Origin of the sequence: Streptomyces xanthophaeus (genome assembly GCF_000725805.1) — a bacterium.
Lineage (GTDB): Bacteria > Actinomycetota > Actinomycetes > Streptomycetales > Streptomycetaceae > Streptomyces > Streptomyces xanthophaeus.
Genome location: NZ_JOFT01000034.1, coordinates 97,072 through 112,641 on the forward strand (window position 1 = coordinate 97,072; position 15,570 = coordinate 112,641).

General features: G+C 71.0%; 14 protein-coding genes and 1 pseudogene. 8 read left to right on the forward strand and 7 right to left on the reverse strand.

What is annotated here, in order from left to right; genetic code table 11:
- Nucleotides 1–25: 25 nt before the first annotated feature.
- Nucleotides 26–202, reverse strand: a complete 177-nt coding sequence (locus tag IO30_RS46050) for a hypothetical protein (RefSeq protein WP_167347278.1) — start codon at nucleotides 200–202, stop codon at nucleotides 26–28.
- An 892-nt stretch (nucleotides 203–1,094) separates the two neighbouring features.
- On the opposite strand from IO30_RS46050, the pseudogene IO30_RS40750 reads away from it, so the two are divergent.
- A pseudogene (locus IO30_RS40750) lies at nucleotides 1,095–2,226 on the forward strand (helix-turn-helix domain-containing protein).
- Here the strand turns inward: IO30_RS40750 and IO30_RS0121970 are convergent.
- The 3 genes from IO30_RS0121970 to IO30_RS0121980 all read right to left on the reverse strand — a co-directional run bounded on the left by IO30_RS0121970 (nucleotide 2,210) and on the right by IO30_RS0121980 (nucleotide 6,092).
- On the reverse strand, nucleotides 2,210–2,986 hold the full coding sequence (locus IO30_RS0121970) for an NUDIX domain-containing protein (protein ID WP_078904793.1): 777 nt from the start codon (nucleotides 2,984–2,986) through the stop codon (nucleotides 2,210–2,212). The pseudogene IO30_RS40750 and the gene IO30_RS0121970 overlap by 17 nt on opposite strands.
- Nucleotides 2,987–3,196: 210 nt before the next feature.
- Nucleotides 3,197–4,174: a hypothetical protein gene (locus IO30_RS45530; RefSeq protein ID WP_157853355.1), complete on the reverse strand. Its 978-nt coding sequence runs from the start codon at nucleotides 4,172–4,174 to the stop codon at nucleotides 3,197–3,199.
- 532 nt (nucleotides 4,175–4,706) lie between these two features.
- Nucleotides 4,707–6,092, reverse strand: a complete 1,386-nt coding sequence (locus IO30_RS0121980; RefSeq protein ID WP_031145290.1) for an NAD(P)/FAD-dependent oxidoreductase — start codon at nucleotides 6,090–6,092, stop codon at nucleotides 4,707–4,709.
- A gap of 156 nt (nucleotides 6,093–6,248) precedes the next feature.
- Between IO30_RS0121980 and IO30_RS0121985 the strand changes: the two genes are divergently transcribed.
- The 5 genes from IO30_RS0121985 (at nucleotide 6,249) to IO30_RS0122005 (ending at nucleotide 10,446) form a co-directional block, all read left to right on the forward strand.
- Nucleotides 6,249–6,965, forward strand: a complete 717-nt coding sequence (locus tag IO30_RS0121985) for a DsbA family protein (protein WP_051902498.1) — start codon at nucleotides 6,249–6,251, stop codon at nucleotides 6,963–6,965.
- 32 nt (nucleotides 6,966–6,997) lie between these two features.
- Nucleotides 6,998–7,888, forward strand: coding sequence for an aminoglycoside phosphotransferase family protein (locus tag IO30_RS0121990; RefSeq protein WP_031145294.1), 891 nt, complete (start codon nucleotides 6,998–7,000; stop codon nucleotides 7,886–7,888).
- A 77-nt stretch (nucleotides 7,889–7,965) separates the two neighbouring features.
- Nucleotides 7,966–8,445 carry a GNAT family N-acetyltransferase gene (locus tag IO30_RS0121995; protein ID WP_031145296.1) on the forward strand — a complete coding sequence of 160 codons (480 nt, stop codon included), beginning with the start codon at nucleotides 7,966–7,968 and terminating at the stop codon, nucleotides 8,443–8,445.
- A 79-nt stretch (nucleotides 8,446–8,524) separates the two neighbouring features.
- The gene (locus tag IO30_RS0122000) at nucleotides 8,525–9,205 is read left to right on the forward strand and encodes a pentapeptide repeat-containing protein (RefSeq protein ID WP_199921144.1); all 681 of its coding nucleotides are present in this window, start codon (nucleotides 8,525–8,527) and stop codon (nucleotides 9,203–9,205) included.
- Between the two features lie 212 nt (nucleotides 9,206–9,417).
- A complete protein-coding gene (locus IO30_RS0122005; RefSeq protein ID WP_078904789.1) occupies nucleotides 9,418–10,446 on the forward strand; it encodes a glycoside hydrolase family 26 protein in 1,029 nt (342 codons plus the stop codon).
- Between the two features lie 6 nt (nucleotides 10,447–10,452).
- Here IO30_RS0122005 and IO30_RS0122010 read toward each other — a convergent pair whose 3' ends face one another.
- From IO30_RS0122010 to IO30_RS0122020, 3 genes are all read right to left on the reverse strand, one after another.
- The gene (locus IO30_RS0122010; RefSeq protein WP_031145302.1) at nucleotides 10,453–10,956 is read right to left on the reverse strand and encodes a hypothetical protein; all 504 of its coding nucleotides are present in this window, start codon (nucleotides 10,954–10,956) and stop codon (nucleotides 10,453–10,455) included.
- Between the two features lie 147 nt (nucleotides 10,957–11,103).
- Nucleotides 11,104–11,724 (reverse strand): response regulator, encoded by a 621-nt coding sequence (locus IO30_RS0122015; RefSeq protein ID WP_031145304.1) that lies wholly within the window; start codon nucleotides 11,722–11,724, stop codon nucleotides 11,104–11,106.
- Nucleotides 11,721–12,950, reverse strand: a complete 1,230-nt coding sequence (locus tag IO30_RS0122020) for a sensor histidine kinase (protein WP_051859936.1) — start codon at nucleotides 12,948–12,950, stop codon at nucleotides 11,721–11,723. Before IO30_RS0122020 ends, IO30_RS0122015 begins: the two co-directional genes overlap by 4 nt.
- Before the next feature lie 608 nt (nucleotides 12,951–13,558).
- Between IO30_RS0122020 and IO30_RS0122025 the strand changes: the two genes are divergently transcribed.
- Together IO30_RS0122025 and IO30_RS0122030 are read left to right on the forward strand one after the other, a co-directional pair.
- Nucleotides 13,559–14,122, forward strand: coding sequence for a GlcG/HbpS family heme-binding protein (locus IO30_RS0122025; protein ID WP_031145308.1), 564 nt, complete (start codon nucleotides 13,559–13,561; stop codon nucleotides 14,120–14,122).
- 32 nt (nucleotides 14,123–14,154) lie between these two features.
- Nucleotides 14,155–15,570 (forward strand): M1 family metallopeptidase, encoded by a 1,416-nt coding sequence (locus IO30_RS0122030; protein WP_031145310.1) that lies wholly within the window; start codon nucleotides 14,155–14,157, stop codon nucleotides 15,568–15,570.

Below are 15,570 nucleotides of genomic sequence, written 5' to 3' on the forward strand. Positions count from 1 at the left end.
ACCTTGTTCAGGGGAAGAGCAGGGGCTAGCTGGCCTTCTGGCCGGAGCTGCGGCCGTGCGCGGCGTCCAGCTCCGCGGCGGCGTTCGTGCACTTGCCGGAGGTGATCCGGTCGTAGACCTTCTGGCTCTTCGCCACCGCCGACGGCGACGTCAGCTCGGAGGACGAGGAGGACTGCGAGGAGGAGGACTTCTTGCCGAACATGCGAACTCCCTCGAAGCAGAAACAGATGGTGGAGCGGCCGGCGTACCGGCCCCGGCTCCCCTCAACCCCGCCCGTCCAACGCCGAAGGCGCCGGACAGGCGGAGGAGGCAACCGGCCGAACCGTCATGGCTCCGGAAGGTGGCGAGGGCCGTGCGGGCGAGGCGGGTGCTGTCCCGGGTCGCCCGCACGGCGGTTGAGCGGTGACGCGAAGGGCGACATCGGCCTGCCGGTCCCGCAGGGCGACGGCCAAAGGTCTTAACCGGATCACAAGGACTCCTGATTGCCAGGTCAAGCAGGGTGTGGGTGAGCTTCACCGACATGCCGTTGCCACGGCGTGCCGGTCCCGAGCCCGGGATCGGGCGCGTCATCGTCACTGCTCTGACGCCAGCAGGGCGGCGCATACCGGGTGGCACCCCCTACGGAGCGGGGTGTTCTCCAGAGCCAGAACGCGAGAGAAGGTGTTGCCGCCGACGACTGCCCGCCGCCTGGGGACGGGGATCACGCCCCGTCTCGTATCGCTCGAACCCATCGACCACCCATGAGCAGGTGGCTAGGTCGGCACGCTGTGGAGTTCTCAAGGAACGAACGCTGCCTTCGTACTCACCCCCTCGGGCTTTCCTCCGGGCTGCAAAGCGAGGTTCTTGGGCGCACCGAGACCGAGCCCTGGAGGGCCATCTGGTGCGCACCAGAAGCATGGCATCTGGTGCGCACCAGATGCAAGCCCTTGGTACGTTCGGGGCTTGCCGGTGTTGCCCGGTGTGACTTCAGGAAACGACCCAGACATGGGGTCTCGGTAGCCAACAGGGGTTAACCTCAAGGGTGTTAACCCGCTCCCACCTGCGGCGATTCAGTCAAGCCCCCGCAGGTGGCACGGCCATCGGAGGCGATGCACGTGGGCAAAGGATTACGAGCTGTCCGTACCGCGCGGGGATGGTCGCAGGAGCGGCTGATCTTTGAGATTGAGCGCTACGCGCGACAGCACATGCTGAACGTCGCGTCGAGCGCGAGCCTGAAGACCTACGTGTCGGAGTGGGAGAACGGCCGGCGGGTCATTACGGAGCGGTACGCCGTGATCCTCAGGCCGCTGCTCGGGGTGACGGACGCCGAGCTGGGCGGGGAGCCTGCACACGCAATCCCCCAGCAAGCCGACGGCTACGAGGACCTGTTGAGCCGGATCGACTCGGCGCGGAGCGTCAGCGATTCCATGGTGAGCACTTTTATGGACCAGACCGAGCTGCTACGAACCATGGACCGGCAGATGGGCGCATCTGGCCTGGTGGACCAGATGAACGGCCACCTGGCGGCAATGGAGGACGCGCTCACCTTCGCGGTCCTGCCGGGAACGCGTCGCCCCATCGCGACAGCACTGGCCGGGGCAGCGACCCTGGCAGCCTGGCAAGCGCTGGACGCCGGTTCCGTGGAGCGCGCCTGGCGGCACTACGAGCTGGCGAAACGAGCAGCTCAGGACGCTGACGCGCCCCAGTATTTGGCCCACGCCATGGGGGAGCAGGCGTACGTCCTGGGTGACGCGGGCCCGACCCGCGATGGCGGTGGAGCTCATCCGAGACGCGCAGCGCACCCACAAGGAGCGGCAGTCACCCCGACTTCGCGCTTGGCTGAGCGCGGCTGAAGCCGAGCTGTGCGCCGCCGCTGGCATGCACGACGATTCCAGGCACGCGCTCGACTGGGCGGAGGCCTCGCTGCCAGAAGGCGCGCACGCCCGCGACTCCGACATGCTGAGCATCTTCCTGAACGGGGACCACTTGGCACGCTGGCGGGGAAACGTACTGGCTCTCTTGGGAGACAGTTCGGCCATGGACGACCTCTACGCATCGCTCCAGACGACGGACCCCACGTTCGTTCGCGCTAAGGCGGGTCTGCACAGCGACCTGACGCAAGCCCACCTTGCCCGCGGCGAATTCGATGAGGCCCGCTCGAACCTCCAGCAAGCGCGCCTGCTGGCGAACCGCACGGGGTCCGTGCGGCACCGCCGGCGTGTAGAGCTGCTTACGGGGCGGCTGTAGCCCGCGACGCGAGGACGTGCAGCAGGGCGACCAGGGTTCCTGACCCCATGAGCTTCCCTTCGGCCATGAGCCGGGGGATGTCCGCCAGGGGCACCCAGGCGATCTGCCCCGCTTCCTCGATGTCCGTGGGCTCGCCCACCTTCACCGCGCCCCGTGCCATGAAGATTTCGTGAGGCGAATCGACCATGCCAATCATGGGCTGATACGTCACGACGTGCTCGACGTTCGTCGGGCGCCACCCGGTCTCTTCCTCGGTCTCCCGGGCCGCTGTGGTCGCCGCGTCCTCGCCTTCATCGACGATCCCGCCGGGGAGTTCCCATCCCCACTGCTGCGGGACAAAGCGGTAGCGCCACATCATCAGGACGCGCTGCTGCTCATCGATCACAGCCGTGATCGCCACGTGGTGCAGGCGCACCACGTGGTGCTCGAACCGCTCGACCCCCGGCGGCTCGACGTCGACGAGGTCGAGGTTCACCCACCGGTTCTCGTAGACCGTCCTGCTGCCGTGGATCGTCCAAGGCTCCAGCTCTGCCGGCGTGGGGACGGTCTCGCCACCCACGACTCGGTACGAGCTGCGGTCGTACGCCTTGATGAGGTGCTCGCTCGCCAGTCGTGCGAGCACCTGACGTAGGGCGGTACGGCCGATCTCCAGCTCCGCGCTCATGGTCCGCTCGGAGGGAAGCTTTTCGCCGGGTCCGAACTTGCCCGACTCGATCCAAGACCGGATCGTCTGGTAGACCCTCGTCGACTTCGGTCCCATCCTCAGAGCACTCTCCCCGTTCGTCGGCCGGTACACGCCAGCGTAGTCGGGGGCTAGCTCGGGGGACTCGCCCATACCTGTCTCTCTTCCCGTCTGATGTTGGGGCGGTGCGCCCGCCCCGAGCCTGAGAAGGCTGCCCGGGCCGACACTCGCCGGTGCTCGCGATCCAGCACGCAGCAAATCCGTAAGACCAGGGGTCGGGGTTAGGGATCAGAGCTCATAGTGGCGGGTCATCTGCTCAAAGAAATCAGCACCAAGCTCCTCCACGTAGACAACCCCCCCATCCTGCGGATGCATTGGCAATTGCATGTAATGACATGTCGCAGCCCGCCTTGCTGCAGAAGCGAACGGAATCCCCTGCTCCAGGGCATTGAATTCAAGCATCAGGGACTGGAATTCCAATTCATAGCACTCAGCCAGAATTGAGTGCTTGGCGTCGGGGAACGTTCCGCGAAGCAGCACATTGTATTTCGGGTCAAAATATGAAATCAAGGCGCCCTCGGCTAGGGCTGTTGCTGCCTTCTTCTGGAAAGTGCTGGAACTCCCCATGGCCTCATGGACCCGTTGGATGTGTAGATCGTCTTCTTCGTCCGAGGTGGAAACTTCCGCCTTCGGGTCGATCGTGAAGTGCAGTGCAGTGTCGATGATGGTGCACAGACCCAACCAGACATCCTCGTCAGGGCTGGATTCCGAGTAGACCCGCTGAAGAGTGGAGTGTGATACCAGCCGGTCCAACGCCTGCCGCTCCACCTTGCGACCCAGTGACTGGCCAACGTAGACGATGTTGATAGCCCTCCACTCTGCGGGGAGGAAATTGGCGTCTTGAAAGAAGGCGGCCACCTCCCCGCCGAAAATCAGGGCGCCACTCGCTGCGTCTACAACTCGAAATTCCTCGTACGGATATTCAGAATGCCAAGCGTATTGTTGATCGACCCCTTCGGTACGTTTGTCTTGAATGGCGCCACGAATTGCGATCTCTTCGTAATCTTCGCCAGTTTGGCGACGGATCACCACTCGGAAGCTTCCGCTCTCGAACTGCACCGAGTTTGGGTGTATGGAGAGTTTTTGCCGCTTTCCGATTACATAGATGTGACATGCGGGATCATCTGGAATTCCCTCAAGTTCCAGATGTTTCTGCTTTCCAACCCAGGCGACATGTACAGCAATTTGAACGCTGAATTCTGTCATGTACTTACGCACTACCCACCCCAACATCTGCGCGTACGATCCCAGTCCCGAGGCCCGCAACCGCCCCCGATTCGACTGTAGGGCCACCCACCGACAACTGTGGGCGAGTCGGCGCCACAAGATCAAGGCTCGGTCCTGATGATCCGTCTGCCAGCACGGATCGCGCGGGAGGGGCGCCAGAGCTTGCCGTGCTTCGACCGCGGGGTTCTCCCCTGCTCGACAGGTGTGAGAGGAGCCGTAGTGGTGCGAACTGGCAACAGGGCTCCCGTGCGGCGTAGTGACCGAACGCCGCTGGTCTCAGATGCGGTCTCAGTTGCGGCAGCTTCCGTGGCCGTCCACGGAGGGTCGTGCCTGTGCGATTCCAGCCGTGACCTGTGGACATTCAGGTTCCTGGATGCCTGTGGAAGCGCGCGGAGCAAGATCAGACATCTTGTAATGCGTAGGTCGTCGGTTCGAATCCGACAGGGGGCTCTGCTGGAAAAGCCCAGCTCAGACTGTGTCTGAGCTGGGCTTTTCCGTGTGCCGTGGGTGGTCAGTGGGCGCGGCCCGAGATGCGGTCCGCCAGGCGGGCCAGGGGGGTCGTGGCCGGGCTGTGGGTGGCGGCCTCGTGACGGTCCGCCGCGCGGTACGCCGTGTAGAGGGCCTGGACGCCGAGCCAGCGGAAGGGCTCCGGTTCCCAGCGGCGGACGCGGTGGCCGACCCAGGGGAGGCCGGTCAGGTCGGTGGAGTCGCCCTGGACCAGGTCGCGCAGGGTGCGGGCGGCCAGGTTGGCGGTGGCCACGCCCGAGCCGACGTAGCCGCCCGCCCAGCCGAGGCCCGTGGCGGGGTCGAGGGTGACGCTCGCGCACCAGTCGCGGGGGACGCCGAGGACCCCCGACCAGGCGTGGGTGATCTCCGTACCGGTGAGGGCCGGGAAGAACGAGGTCAGCAGCGCGGTCAGGGCCTCGATCGTGGCGGGCTGGGTGCGCCCGTCGTTGTCGGTGCGCGAGCCGAAGCGGTACGGGACCCCGCGGCCGCCGATCGCGATGCGGTCGTCGGCAGTGCGCTGGGCGTACATGTAGGCGTGGGCCATGTCGCCGAGGACCTCGCGGCCCGACCAGCCGAGCCGCTCCCAGGTCTCCGGCGGGAGCGGGGCCGTCACGATCATCGAGGAGTTCATCGGCAGCCAGGAGCGCTTCTGGCCCTTGAGGGAGGCCGTGAAGCCCTCGGTGCAGCGCAGCACGTACGGGGCCCGGACGGTGCCGTACGGGGTGACGGCCCGGCGCGGGGCGATCTCGGTGACGGGCGTGGACTCGTGGATGACGACGCCGAGGCGTTCGGCGGCGGCGGCCAGGCCCTTGAGGAGCTTCAGCGGGTGGATGCGGGCGCCGTGCGGGCTCCAGCTCGCGCCGACGGCGTCGGCCACGCCGATGCGGGCCCGGGCGGCGGTGGCGTCGTAGAGCTCGCGGTCGGTCTCGCCGAAGGCGGTCTCGGCGGCGTGGAAGGCCTTGAGACGGGTGAGCTGGGCGGGGTTGCGGGCGATCTCCAGGACGCCGCCGCGGTGGATGTCGGCGTCGATGCCCTCCTTGGCGGCGATGTCGACGACCTCGGTGACGGTGTCGTTCATGGCGCGCTGGAGGCGCTGTGCGGCCTCGCGGCCGTGGAGGGCGGCGTAGCGGTCGCGGCCGGCGATGCCGTTGTAGAGCCAGCCGCCGTTGCGGCCGGAGGCCCCGTAGCCGCAGAACTTCTGCTCCAGGACGGTGACGCGCAGGGAGGGGGCGGACGACTTGAGGTAGTACGCCGTCCACAGGCCGGTGTAGCCGCCGCCGACGATGACCACGTCCGCCGTGGCGTCGCCGGTCAGGGGGGCGCGGGGTGGGGTGGCGGGGGCGGTGCGGTCGGTCGCGTACCAGAAGGAGATGCCGCCGTTGATCGTCATGGGGGAGTTGGTACACGGCCCGCGGGAGGGGTGTCCAGGGACGGGATGTCGTGGATCGGGGCGCTCGGGGCGGCCGTATGGCCGATGCCGCTGGGGTGGTGAAGGCCGTAGGCTGGCGAGAGTTTTGTCTGCTTTTCGGGTGAGAGGGCTGTTTTTGTGGCGGGTATATGGGGATCAGGGCGTGCGGGGCGCGTCGTCGCGGCGGCCCTGGCCGCGGCGCTGCTGGGCGGGGCCGCCGCCGGCTGCGGGAGCGCGGGCGGGCAGGATGCGGCCGCCTCCGCCGCGGTGCGCACCAGCCCGGTCGCGGACGTGCTGGCGGCGCTGCCCGCCCGGGTGGACGGGGCGAAGGTGGTCGTGGGCGACCCGGCCGCGCCGCGCACCGCGCAGGTGCTGGTGGACCCCCGGTGCGGCTACTGCGCGAAGTTCGAGGCGGCCGGGGGAGAGACGCTGCTGAAGCTGGCGGCGCGCGGCGAGGTGAAGGTCGAGTACCTGCTGGCGTCCTTCCTGGACAAGGGCGGGGCCAGTGGCTCCGTCAAGGCGGTCAACGCGCTGCGGGCGGCGGTGGACGAGGGGAAGTTCGCCGAGTACAACGCGGCGGTCTTCGCCAGCCAGCCCGAGGGCAGGTTCACCGACGAGCTGCTGCTGAGGATCGCGGACGCGGTGCCGGGGCTGCGCGGGGCGCGCTTCGACGCGGCCGTCGCGGACATGACCTACCGGGGGTGGGCCGCCGAGGCGGAGAAGGGCTTCGAGGCGACCGGGGCGCAGGGCACGCCGGTGGTGCTGGTGGACGGGAAGCCGGTGGGGGCGAAGGACCGGTCGATGTTCGACGCAGGGGCCTTCGCGCAGACCCTGAAGGGCGTGGAGATCGGCTGAGCCGGGGACGGGGCACCCCCTAGGCTCGGGGCATGGTCGACATTCCGGACGGGCTGGTCCAGGCGCAGATCAGGTACAACGGCGACGCGGGACGGGAGTTCATCGCGGCGTTGCCGGGGCGGGCGCAGGAGTTCCTGGAGCGGTGGGAGCTACGGACCACCGGGCCCGGGATGCACGGGGTGACGGCCCTGGTGCTGCCGGTGCAGCGGGCCGACGGCGCCGCGGCCGCGCTGAAGCTCCAGCTCCTGGACGAGGAGAGCGCGGGGGAGCCGGTCGCGCTGCGCGCCTGGGCCGGGGACGGCTCCGTACGGCTGCTGGAGCACGACCAGGACACGGGCACGCTGCTGCTGGAGCGCCTCGACGAGCGGCGTCACCTGTCGGCGCTGGCGGAGCGGGACTCCCGGGCGGCGGTGCAGGTGCTCGCGGAACTGCTGGCCCGGCTGACGGCGGTACCGGCCCCGGCCGGGCTGCGCGGGCTCGGGGACGTGGCCGCCGGGATGCTGGACGAGGTCCCGCAGGCGCTGGAGCAGCTGGCCGACGTACGGGCGCGGCGGCTGCTGCGGGACTGCGCGGCGGCGGTGGCGGAGGTGGCGGTGGAGCCGGGGGACCGGCTGCTGCACTGGGACCTGCACTACGACAACGTCCTCGCGGGCGGCCGGGAACCGTGGCTGGCGATCGACCCGAAGCCGCTGTCCGGGGACCCCGGCTTCGACCTGCTGCCAGCGATCAACAACAACTTCCGTGCGGACGAGGTGCGGTGGCGGTTCGACCTGCTGACGGAGGTCGCGGGGCTGGACCGCGGGCGGGCGCGGGCGTGGACGCTGGCGCGGGTGCTGCAGAACTGCCTGTGGGACGTGGAGGACGGGGAGGACGAGATGCAGGAGGAACAGCTCCTGGTGGCGGAGCTGTTGCTCGGGCGGTGAGCGGCCGCCGCGGGCCGCTGCCGTGGGTGGCCGGCCGGCCCGGCAGGGGCCCGGACGGGAGCGCCTAGGCTGCGGGCATGATCCGTAGCGCACGCGTCACCGACGTCCCCGCCCTGCTCGCCATGATCCGCGAACTCGCTGAGTACGAGAAGTCGTTGCACGAGGTCCGCACCACCGAGGAGCAGCTGCGCGAGGCGCTGTTCGGGGCGCGGCCCGCGGCGTTCTCGCACGTCGCGGAGACGGCGGACGGCGAGGTCGTCGGCTTCTCGATCTGGTTCCTGAACTTCTCGACGTGGCGCGGGGTGCACGGCATCTACCTGGAGGACCTGTACGTACGCCCGGGCGTGCGCGGCGGCGGGTACGGGAAGGCCCTGCTGGCGGAGCTGGCGCGGACCTGCGTGGAGCGCGGGTACGACCGGCTGGAGTGGTCGGTCCTCGACTGGAACACCCCGGCCGTCGACTTCTACCGGTCGGTCGGCGCGGTGCCGATGGACGAGTGGACGGTGAACCGCCTGACGGACGACGCGCTGCGCAGGCTGGGCGGCGGGGCCGAGTAGCCGGGGCGGCCCGCCCGGTGCCGGGCGACGGGCGCCGTTCGTCCGTGGCGCTGTCGGTGGTGTGCGCCAGGATGGGGCGATGGCGACGGTACGAAAAGGACAGCAGCAGACGGTGAAGGCGGCGCGGCGGCCGGAGGTACGGCTTCCGGAGCTCACGGCGTGGGAGGGCGGCGAGCTGGAGCCCGACGGGGACTACGACGGGCTGGAGTTCGCGGACCTGGACTGGGCCGGGCAGGAGGGCGTCGGGGCCCGGTTCATGGACTGCGCGGTGCGGCGCTGCGCGCTGGACGAGGCGGGGCTGGCGAAGGCGCGGATCATGGACTCGGTGCTGGAGGGGGTCCGCGGGGTGGGGACGGACCTGTCCGGGGCCTCGCTGCGGGACGTGGAGGTCCTGGACGCCCGGCTGGGCGGCGTACAGCTGCACGGGGCCGTGCTGGAGCGGGTGGTGGTGCGCGGGGGCAAGATCGACTACCTGAACCTGCGGAAGGCGCGGCTCAAGGACGTGGTCTTCGAGGGGTGCGTGCTGGTGGAGCCGGACTTCGCGGGGGCGGTGCTGGAGCGGGTGGAGTTCCGGGACTGCGGGCTGCGCGGGGTGGACTTCAGCGGGGTCCGGATGGCGGACGTGGATCTGCGGGGGGTCTCGGTGCTGGAGATCACGCGAGGGGTGGAGGCACTGGCCGGGGCGGTGATCAGCCCGGGCCAGCTGTTCGAGCTGGCTCCGGCGCTGGCCGCGCAGCTGGGGGTGCGGGTGGTTCCGTAGCCTCAGCGCCGATGCCGGGGGCTGCCCCGGACCCCGCCGGGCGCTGCCCGGACCCGTGCCTCGCATGCCGACGGGGCCGGGGGAACGGGGCCGGGCGGAGGCCGGCGGCTGCGGCGAATGGCTGAGCATTCGGCTGCCTGGACGGGCAGTCCTCGGGCGAGGTGCCTAACGTCGCAGGCAGATACATCGGTGCACGAGCCTGTGGAGGTGTCATGTCCGATCGGGGCCGCCGCCTGGCGGGCGCCTGCGCCAGTACGGTCGCCGTCGGCCTGCTCCTCCTGGGGGGCGTCCTCGGCACACCGGCGCCGCGGGAAGGGTCCGGGGGCAGCGCAGGGACCGAGGCCGGCGAGTCCGGTGAGGCCGCCGTGGGCGCCTACCTCCACTACGGCTCGCCCGGCGTCGAGCGGATGCAGGAGCTCTCGCGCTGGCTCGGCGGTACCGAGCTGCGCGCCGGGCACACCTATCTGCCCGGCGACACCTGGTCGAACATCGAGGGGGCGCCCGCTTCCCTGCGCACCTGGGCACGGTGGCGCAACGAGAGGGCCGACCGGCTGTTCGTGCTGAACGTGCCCATGCAGGAGCGCAACGAGGCAGGTGTCCCCGACAGCCGGGTCGCAGAGCTGATCCGCTCCGGCGCACGGGGGGCGAACGACCACCACTTCCGGCAGCTGGCCAGGCGTCTGGTCGACCTCGGGGTGCCGGACACGGTGATCGTGCTCGGCTGGGAGATGAACGGCTTCAACTACACCCACCGCTGTCGCCCCGACCCCGAGAACTGGAAGAGGTACTGGCGGCGCATCGTGGCCGCCATGCGTGCGGTGGAGGGGCAGCGGTTCCGTTTCGACTACGCCCCCAACCGCGGGGGCGACGCGATCGCCTGGACCCGCTGCTATCCCGGCGACGACGTGGTCGACATCGTCGGGATGGACTCCTACGACCAGGAGCCCGGCGCCACCTTCGACGAGCAGGTCACCCAGCCCTACGGACTCCAGCAGCAGGTCGACTTCGCGAAGGCGCACGGCAAGCGGATCTCCTACCCCGAATGGGGGCTGTTCCGGCACGGCGACAATCCCGAGTACGTGCGGCGCATGCTGGCCTGGTTCGCCGAGCACGAGCCGCTCTACCACAGCATCACCGACTACTGCCCGCACGGCGTGTGGCAGTGCGGACAGAACCCGCGCTCCGCGCAGGCCTTCCGGGAGCTGCTGTCCGCCGGTCCGGGCGGCGAACCGCGGGCCTGAGGCGGTCTACGCCGGGACGCGGGGGAAACGGGCCTGCAGGGTCCAGATGGCCGGGTTGTCCGCCAGGCCGTCATGCATGTCGATCAGGTCCGCGATGAGGTCGTGCAGGAAGTCGCGGGCCTCGCGGCGCAGCAGGCGGTGGCTGAAGGTCAGCGGGTCCTCCTCGGCCGGCATCCAGTCGGCCTCGACGTCGACCCAGCCGAAGCGGCGTTCGAAGAGCATCCGGTCCGTGGACTCGGTGAAGTCGAGCTCGGCGTACTGGCGGTTGGAGGAGCGGCTGCCGCGGGGGTCCTGGTCGAGCTGCTCGACGATGTCGCACAGCGCCCAGGCGAAGTCCAGTACGGGCACCCATCCCCAGGCTGTGGACACTTCCCGGTCCGCGTTGGTGTCGGCGAGGTACACGTCCCCGCAGAACAGGTCGTGCCGCAGGGTGTGGACGTCCGCGGAGCGGTAGTCGGTCTGCGGGGGGTCGGGGAAGCGCCGGGAGAGGGAGTAGCCGATGTCGAGCACGTACCCGATGGTGTCACGGCCGGGCGGGGTCCGGCGCGGGTGCCCTGCGGGCGGCCCGGCCGACGGCTTCGGGGCGGGGCCCCCCGCCTCCCGGCGGGGTCCGCGGCTCCGGGGCGGGCCCGTGGCTTCAGGGCAGTGACCGTCGTCTCACGGCAGGAGGCGTTGTTCCTTGGCCACCGAGACCGCGCCCGCGCGGGTGTCGACCCCGAGCTTGTCGTAGATGCGGCCCAGGTGGGTCTTGACCGTGGCCTCGCTGATGAACAGGGCGCGGGCGATGTCCCGGTTGCCGAGGCCGCGGGCCAGCTGGCCGAGGATGTCCAGCTCGCGGTCGGTGAGGGTGGGGCGGGTGCCGCGCATGTGGGCCATGACGCGGCTGGCCACCGGCGCGGACAGGGTCGTGCGGCCCTGGGCCGCCGAGTGGATGGCGGCGAACAGCTCCTCCGGGCGCTCCGCCTTCAGGAGGTAACCCGTCGCGCCCGCGCCGATCGCCCGGGTGATGTCCGCGTCCGTGTCGTACGTGGTGAGGACCAGGACGTGCGGCGGGTCCGCCAGGGCCGTGATGCGGCGGGTGGCCTCGACGCCGTCGATGCCCTCGCCCAGCTGAAGGTCCATCAGGACCACGTCGGGGCGCAGCTTGGCCGCCAGCGCGACGGCCTCCTCGCCGCTGCCGGCCTCGCCGAGGACCTCGATGTCGGGCTCGCTGCCGAGCAGGGCCAGCAGGCCCGCCCGGACCACCACGTGGTCGTCGCACAGGAGGATCGTCGTCATGGGGCCTGCTCCAGGGGGATGGCCGCGGAGAGGACGGTGCCCTCGCCCGGCGTGGATTCGATCGTCAGGGTGCCGCCCAGCTGGCGGACGCGGGCGCGCATCGCCGGGAGGCCGTGGCCGCGCTGCGCGGCGGCGGCGCGGGGTTCGGCGAAGCCGTGGCCGTCGTCGGCGACGTCCAGGACCACCTGGTCGCCGAGGAAGCTCAGGGTGAGCGCGGCCGTCCGGGCGCCGGAGTGCTCGCGTACGTTCGCCAGTGCGCCCTGGGCTATGCGCAGCAGGGCCGACTGCACCCGGTCGGGGAGCGGGGCCGGGGTGCCTTCGAGGTGGAAGCGGACCGTGATGTCCGGGCCCGCGTCCAGGGCGCGCAGGGCCTCGGCGAGACCGGCTCCGCCGGCGAGTTCGGCCGGGGCCAGGTCGTGGACGAGCCTGCGCGCCTCGGCGAGGCCGCGGGCGGCGATGCCGGTGGCGGTGCGGACGTGGGCGCGGGCGGTGCCGGGGTCGGAGTCCCAGGTGCGGTCGGCGGCCTGGAGCAGCATCTGCTGGCTGGACAGGTTCTGCGCGAGGGTGTCGTGGATCTCCATGGACAGCCGCTGCCGTTCGGCGAGGGTGCCTTCACGGCGTTCGGTGGCGGCCAGTTCCCTGCGGGTGCGGATCAGGTCGTCGATCAGCGCGCGCTGGGCCTGTGCCTGGCGCTCCATGTGCACGAAGACGGCGGTGGCGAGGGCCGCGACGGCGGGCGGGGCCAGCAGGAGGTTGGGGTCGAAGGCGGTGGCGAGCTGGAGCTGGGCGATCACGACGAACACGGTCAGCAGGGCGACGAGGACGATCGCGGCGCGCGGGGGGAGCGTGCGCAGGGCGGTGAAGAACAGTGGTACGGCGCACCAGGCGAAGCTCGGCGCGAGGACGACGAGGACCACCCAGGTGGCGACGACCAGGCCGAGCCAGACGAGGCGGCCGGCCGGCTGCCGTTCCGCTCGCGCGGAGGTCTGGGCCGAGGCGCCGACGGCGGGGCCGAGGACGTAGAGCAGGGCCAGGGCGATGCTGAGGGCGATGACCCAGGGGGTGCGGGGTTCGCCGGGGTGCCGGAGCAGGAAGCGGGCCACCGAGGCGCCGAGGAGCAGGAAGAACGCGGCGTGCATGACGGTGGCCAGGGTGCGGGTGTCGGGGTCGGCCGGCGGGCGGTGCCTCACGGGGTGCTCCTGGCTCCTTGGGTCGGGTAGGTCCATCCTTGCGCTTGCCGTGTCCCTGCGGGGCTTGGCGGTGTCCTGGTGCGTCTGCCGCGCCGCTGCACGGGGCTCCGCCCCGGACCCCGCGCCTCAATCTCCCCCAGACTCCGTCCGGGGGGACCCCCGGGCGGGGCTGGATTTTGCCCGGGCTGGGCGTTGGATGTGCTGGCTGTTGCGGTGCTTGGCGGGGTTCGGGGGTGTGGGGCGGGGTCCCTCCGGAGTGTCTCCTCGGCTCGCGCACTGAGCCCCAGCTGCGAAAGCTTGCCCCGGTTGCGCGCTCGTCCTGCGGGGACCCTCCTGCGCGCCCCCACCCCACACGCCCGGGCCCTGGAAGCACAGCCTGGTCTCCTTGGCGGAGCCGTGGCGGAAACCCCAGCCCCGGCTCGGCCACGCGCGCAGGCCACGCCAGGGCCGGGGATCACACTGCCGAGCCCCGCAGGGACACCGCATCGGCCGATCGGATGACATCCGGGTCAGCCGGTGCGGTGGGCGGGGCGAGCCGGTACGGGGACGGGGTGGCGGGGGGTTCGGGCCCAGGCTTGGAGCAGTGGACGAGCCGGGCCGCCCGGTCCGAGGCCGTCGCCGTTTCGCCGTTCTCAGGAGCAGAGATGAACACCCGTACCCGCGTCCTCACCGGTACCGCCCTCGCCGTCGCCCTGGGCGCCGGGACCTTCGGCGCGGTCAGCGCCAGCGCCAGCGCCGCCCCCGCGGCCGACGCCGCCCCGGCCGCCGTCACCGCGAAGAAGGACGAGGCGAAGGACACGAACTTCACCACGACCACCCACCTCACCGTCGACGCCGCCACCCGCGCCGCCCAGGCTGCGCTGAAGGCCGCCGAGAAGGAGAACCAGAAGGTGACGGTCGCGGTCGTGGACCGCAACGGCAACACCATCGTCACCCTGCGCGGCGACGGCGCGGGCCCGCAGTCCTACGAGTCGGCGGAGCGCAAGGCCTTCACGGCCGTGTCCTGGAACGCCCCGACTTCGGTGCTCGTGGGCCGCCTCGCCCAGACCCCGAACCTGAAGGACATCCCCGGCACGCTCTTCCTCGGCGGCGGCACCCCGGTGCAGGTCGAGGGTGCCCCGGTCGCCGGCATCGGCGTGGCGGGCGCCCCGAGCGGCGACCTGGACGAGAAGTTCGCCAAGGCCGGTGTCGACGCGCTCGGCAAGTAACACCCGGGTGCGGCCCGCTTAGGATCGGGCGTGTGGAACCACGCGCCCGATCCCGCTCCGCCGTCACTGCCGCCGCCGCCCTGCTCGCCCTCACCGCGGCGTGTACGGGCGGCACCGTGCAGGGGCGGCCGGGGGCGTCGGGGCTGCGCGACCCCTACTTCCCCAAGGCGGGCAACGGCGGCTACCAGGTCGAGCACTACGACCTGGACCTCGACTACGACCCCGCCGACGGGCAGTTGGACGGTACGGCCGTCATCACCGCCCGGGCGGAGCAGGGCCTCAGTTCCTTCAACCTCGACCTCGCGGGCCTGCGCGTGGAGGCCGTACGGGTGCAGGGCGCCGCGGCCCGGTACAACCGGACCGGCAACGAGCTGACCGTGCGTCCGGCCGAGGACCTCAAGAAGGGCGAGGTCTTCCGTACGGAGATCGACTACGGCGGCAGGCCCAAGTCCCTCGCGGACCCGGACGGTTCCGAGGAGGGCTGGATCCGCACCGAGGACGGCGCGGTCGGCGTCGGCGAGCCCGTCGGCTCGATGACCTGGTTCCCCGGCAACCACCATCCCAGCGACAAGGCCACCTACGACATCACCCTCACCGTCCCGCAGGGCTACGAGGCCGTGTCGAACGGCGAGTTGCGCTCCCGCACCGCCACGGACGACGGCCGGACCGAGTTCGCCTGGCACAGCCCGGAGCCGATGGCCAGCTACCTGGCCACCGCCGCGGTCGGCAAGTTCAAGGTGACGACGGGCCGGACCGCGTCCGGAGTCGCCGTCTACAACGCGGTGGAGCCCGCGGAGGCCGCCGCGAGCGCGGGGCCGCTCGCGCGGCTGCCGGAGATGGTGGAGTGGGGCAGCTCCCGCTTCGGCCCGTACCCCTTCGGCACGGCGGGCGCGGTCGTGCTGCCCGAAGCCACCCTGGCCTACGCGCTGGAGACGCAGACCAAGCCGGTCTACTCCGGCGCTCCCGGGAGCGAGGAGCTCGTCCTGCACGAGCTGGCCCACCAGTGGTTCGGCAATTCGGTGTCGCCGAAGTCCTGGAAGGACATGTGGCTCAACGAGGGCTTCGCGACCTACGCCGAATGGCTGTGGTCCGAGGACCACGGCGGTACCACCGCGCAGGCCCGCTTCGAGGCCTTCCTGGCCGGTGACACGGAGGTGGACGAGGAGGCCGGTTCCGACTGGGCCGCCTTCCCGCCGGCCGCCCCGCCCGGGCCCGAGGACATCTCGGGGGCGCCCGTGTACTACCGGGGCGCGATGGCCCTGCACCGCATCCGGCAGGTGGTCGGCGACGAGAAGTTCTTCGACCTGCTGCGCGGCTGGGCCGCCGACCACCGCCACGGGAACGCCGGCACCGCCGATTTCACCGCCTACGCGCAGGAGCGGACGGGCCACGACCTGAAGAAGGTCTGGGACGTGTGGCTGTACGGCAAGGGCCGTCCGCGCCCGTGA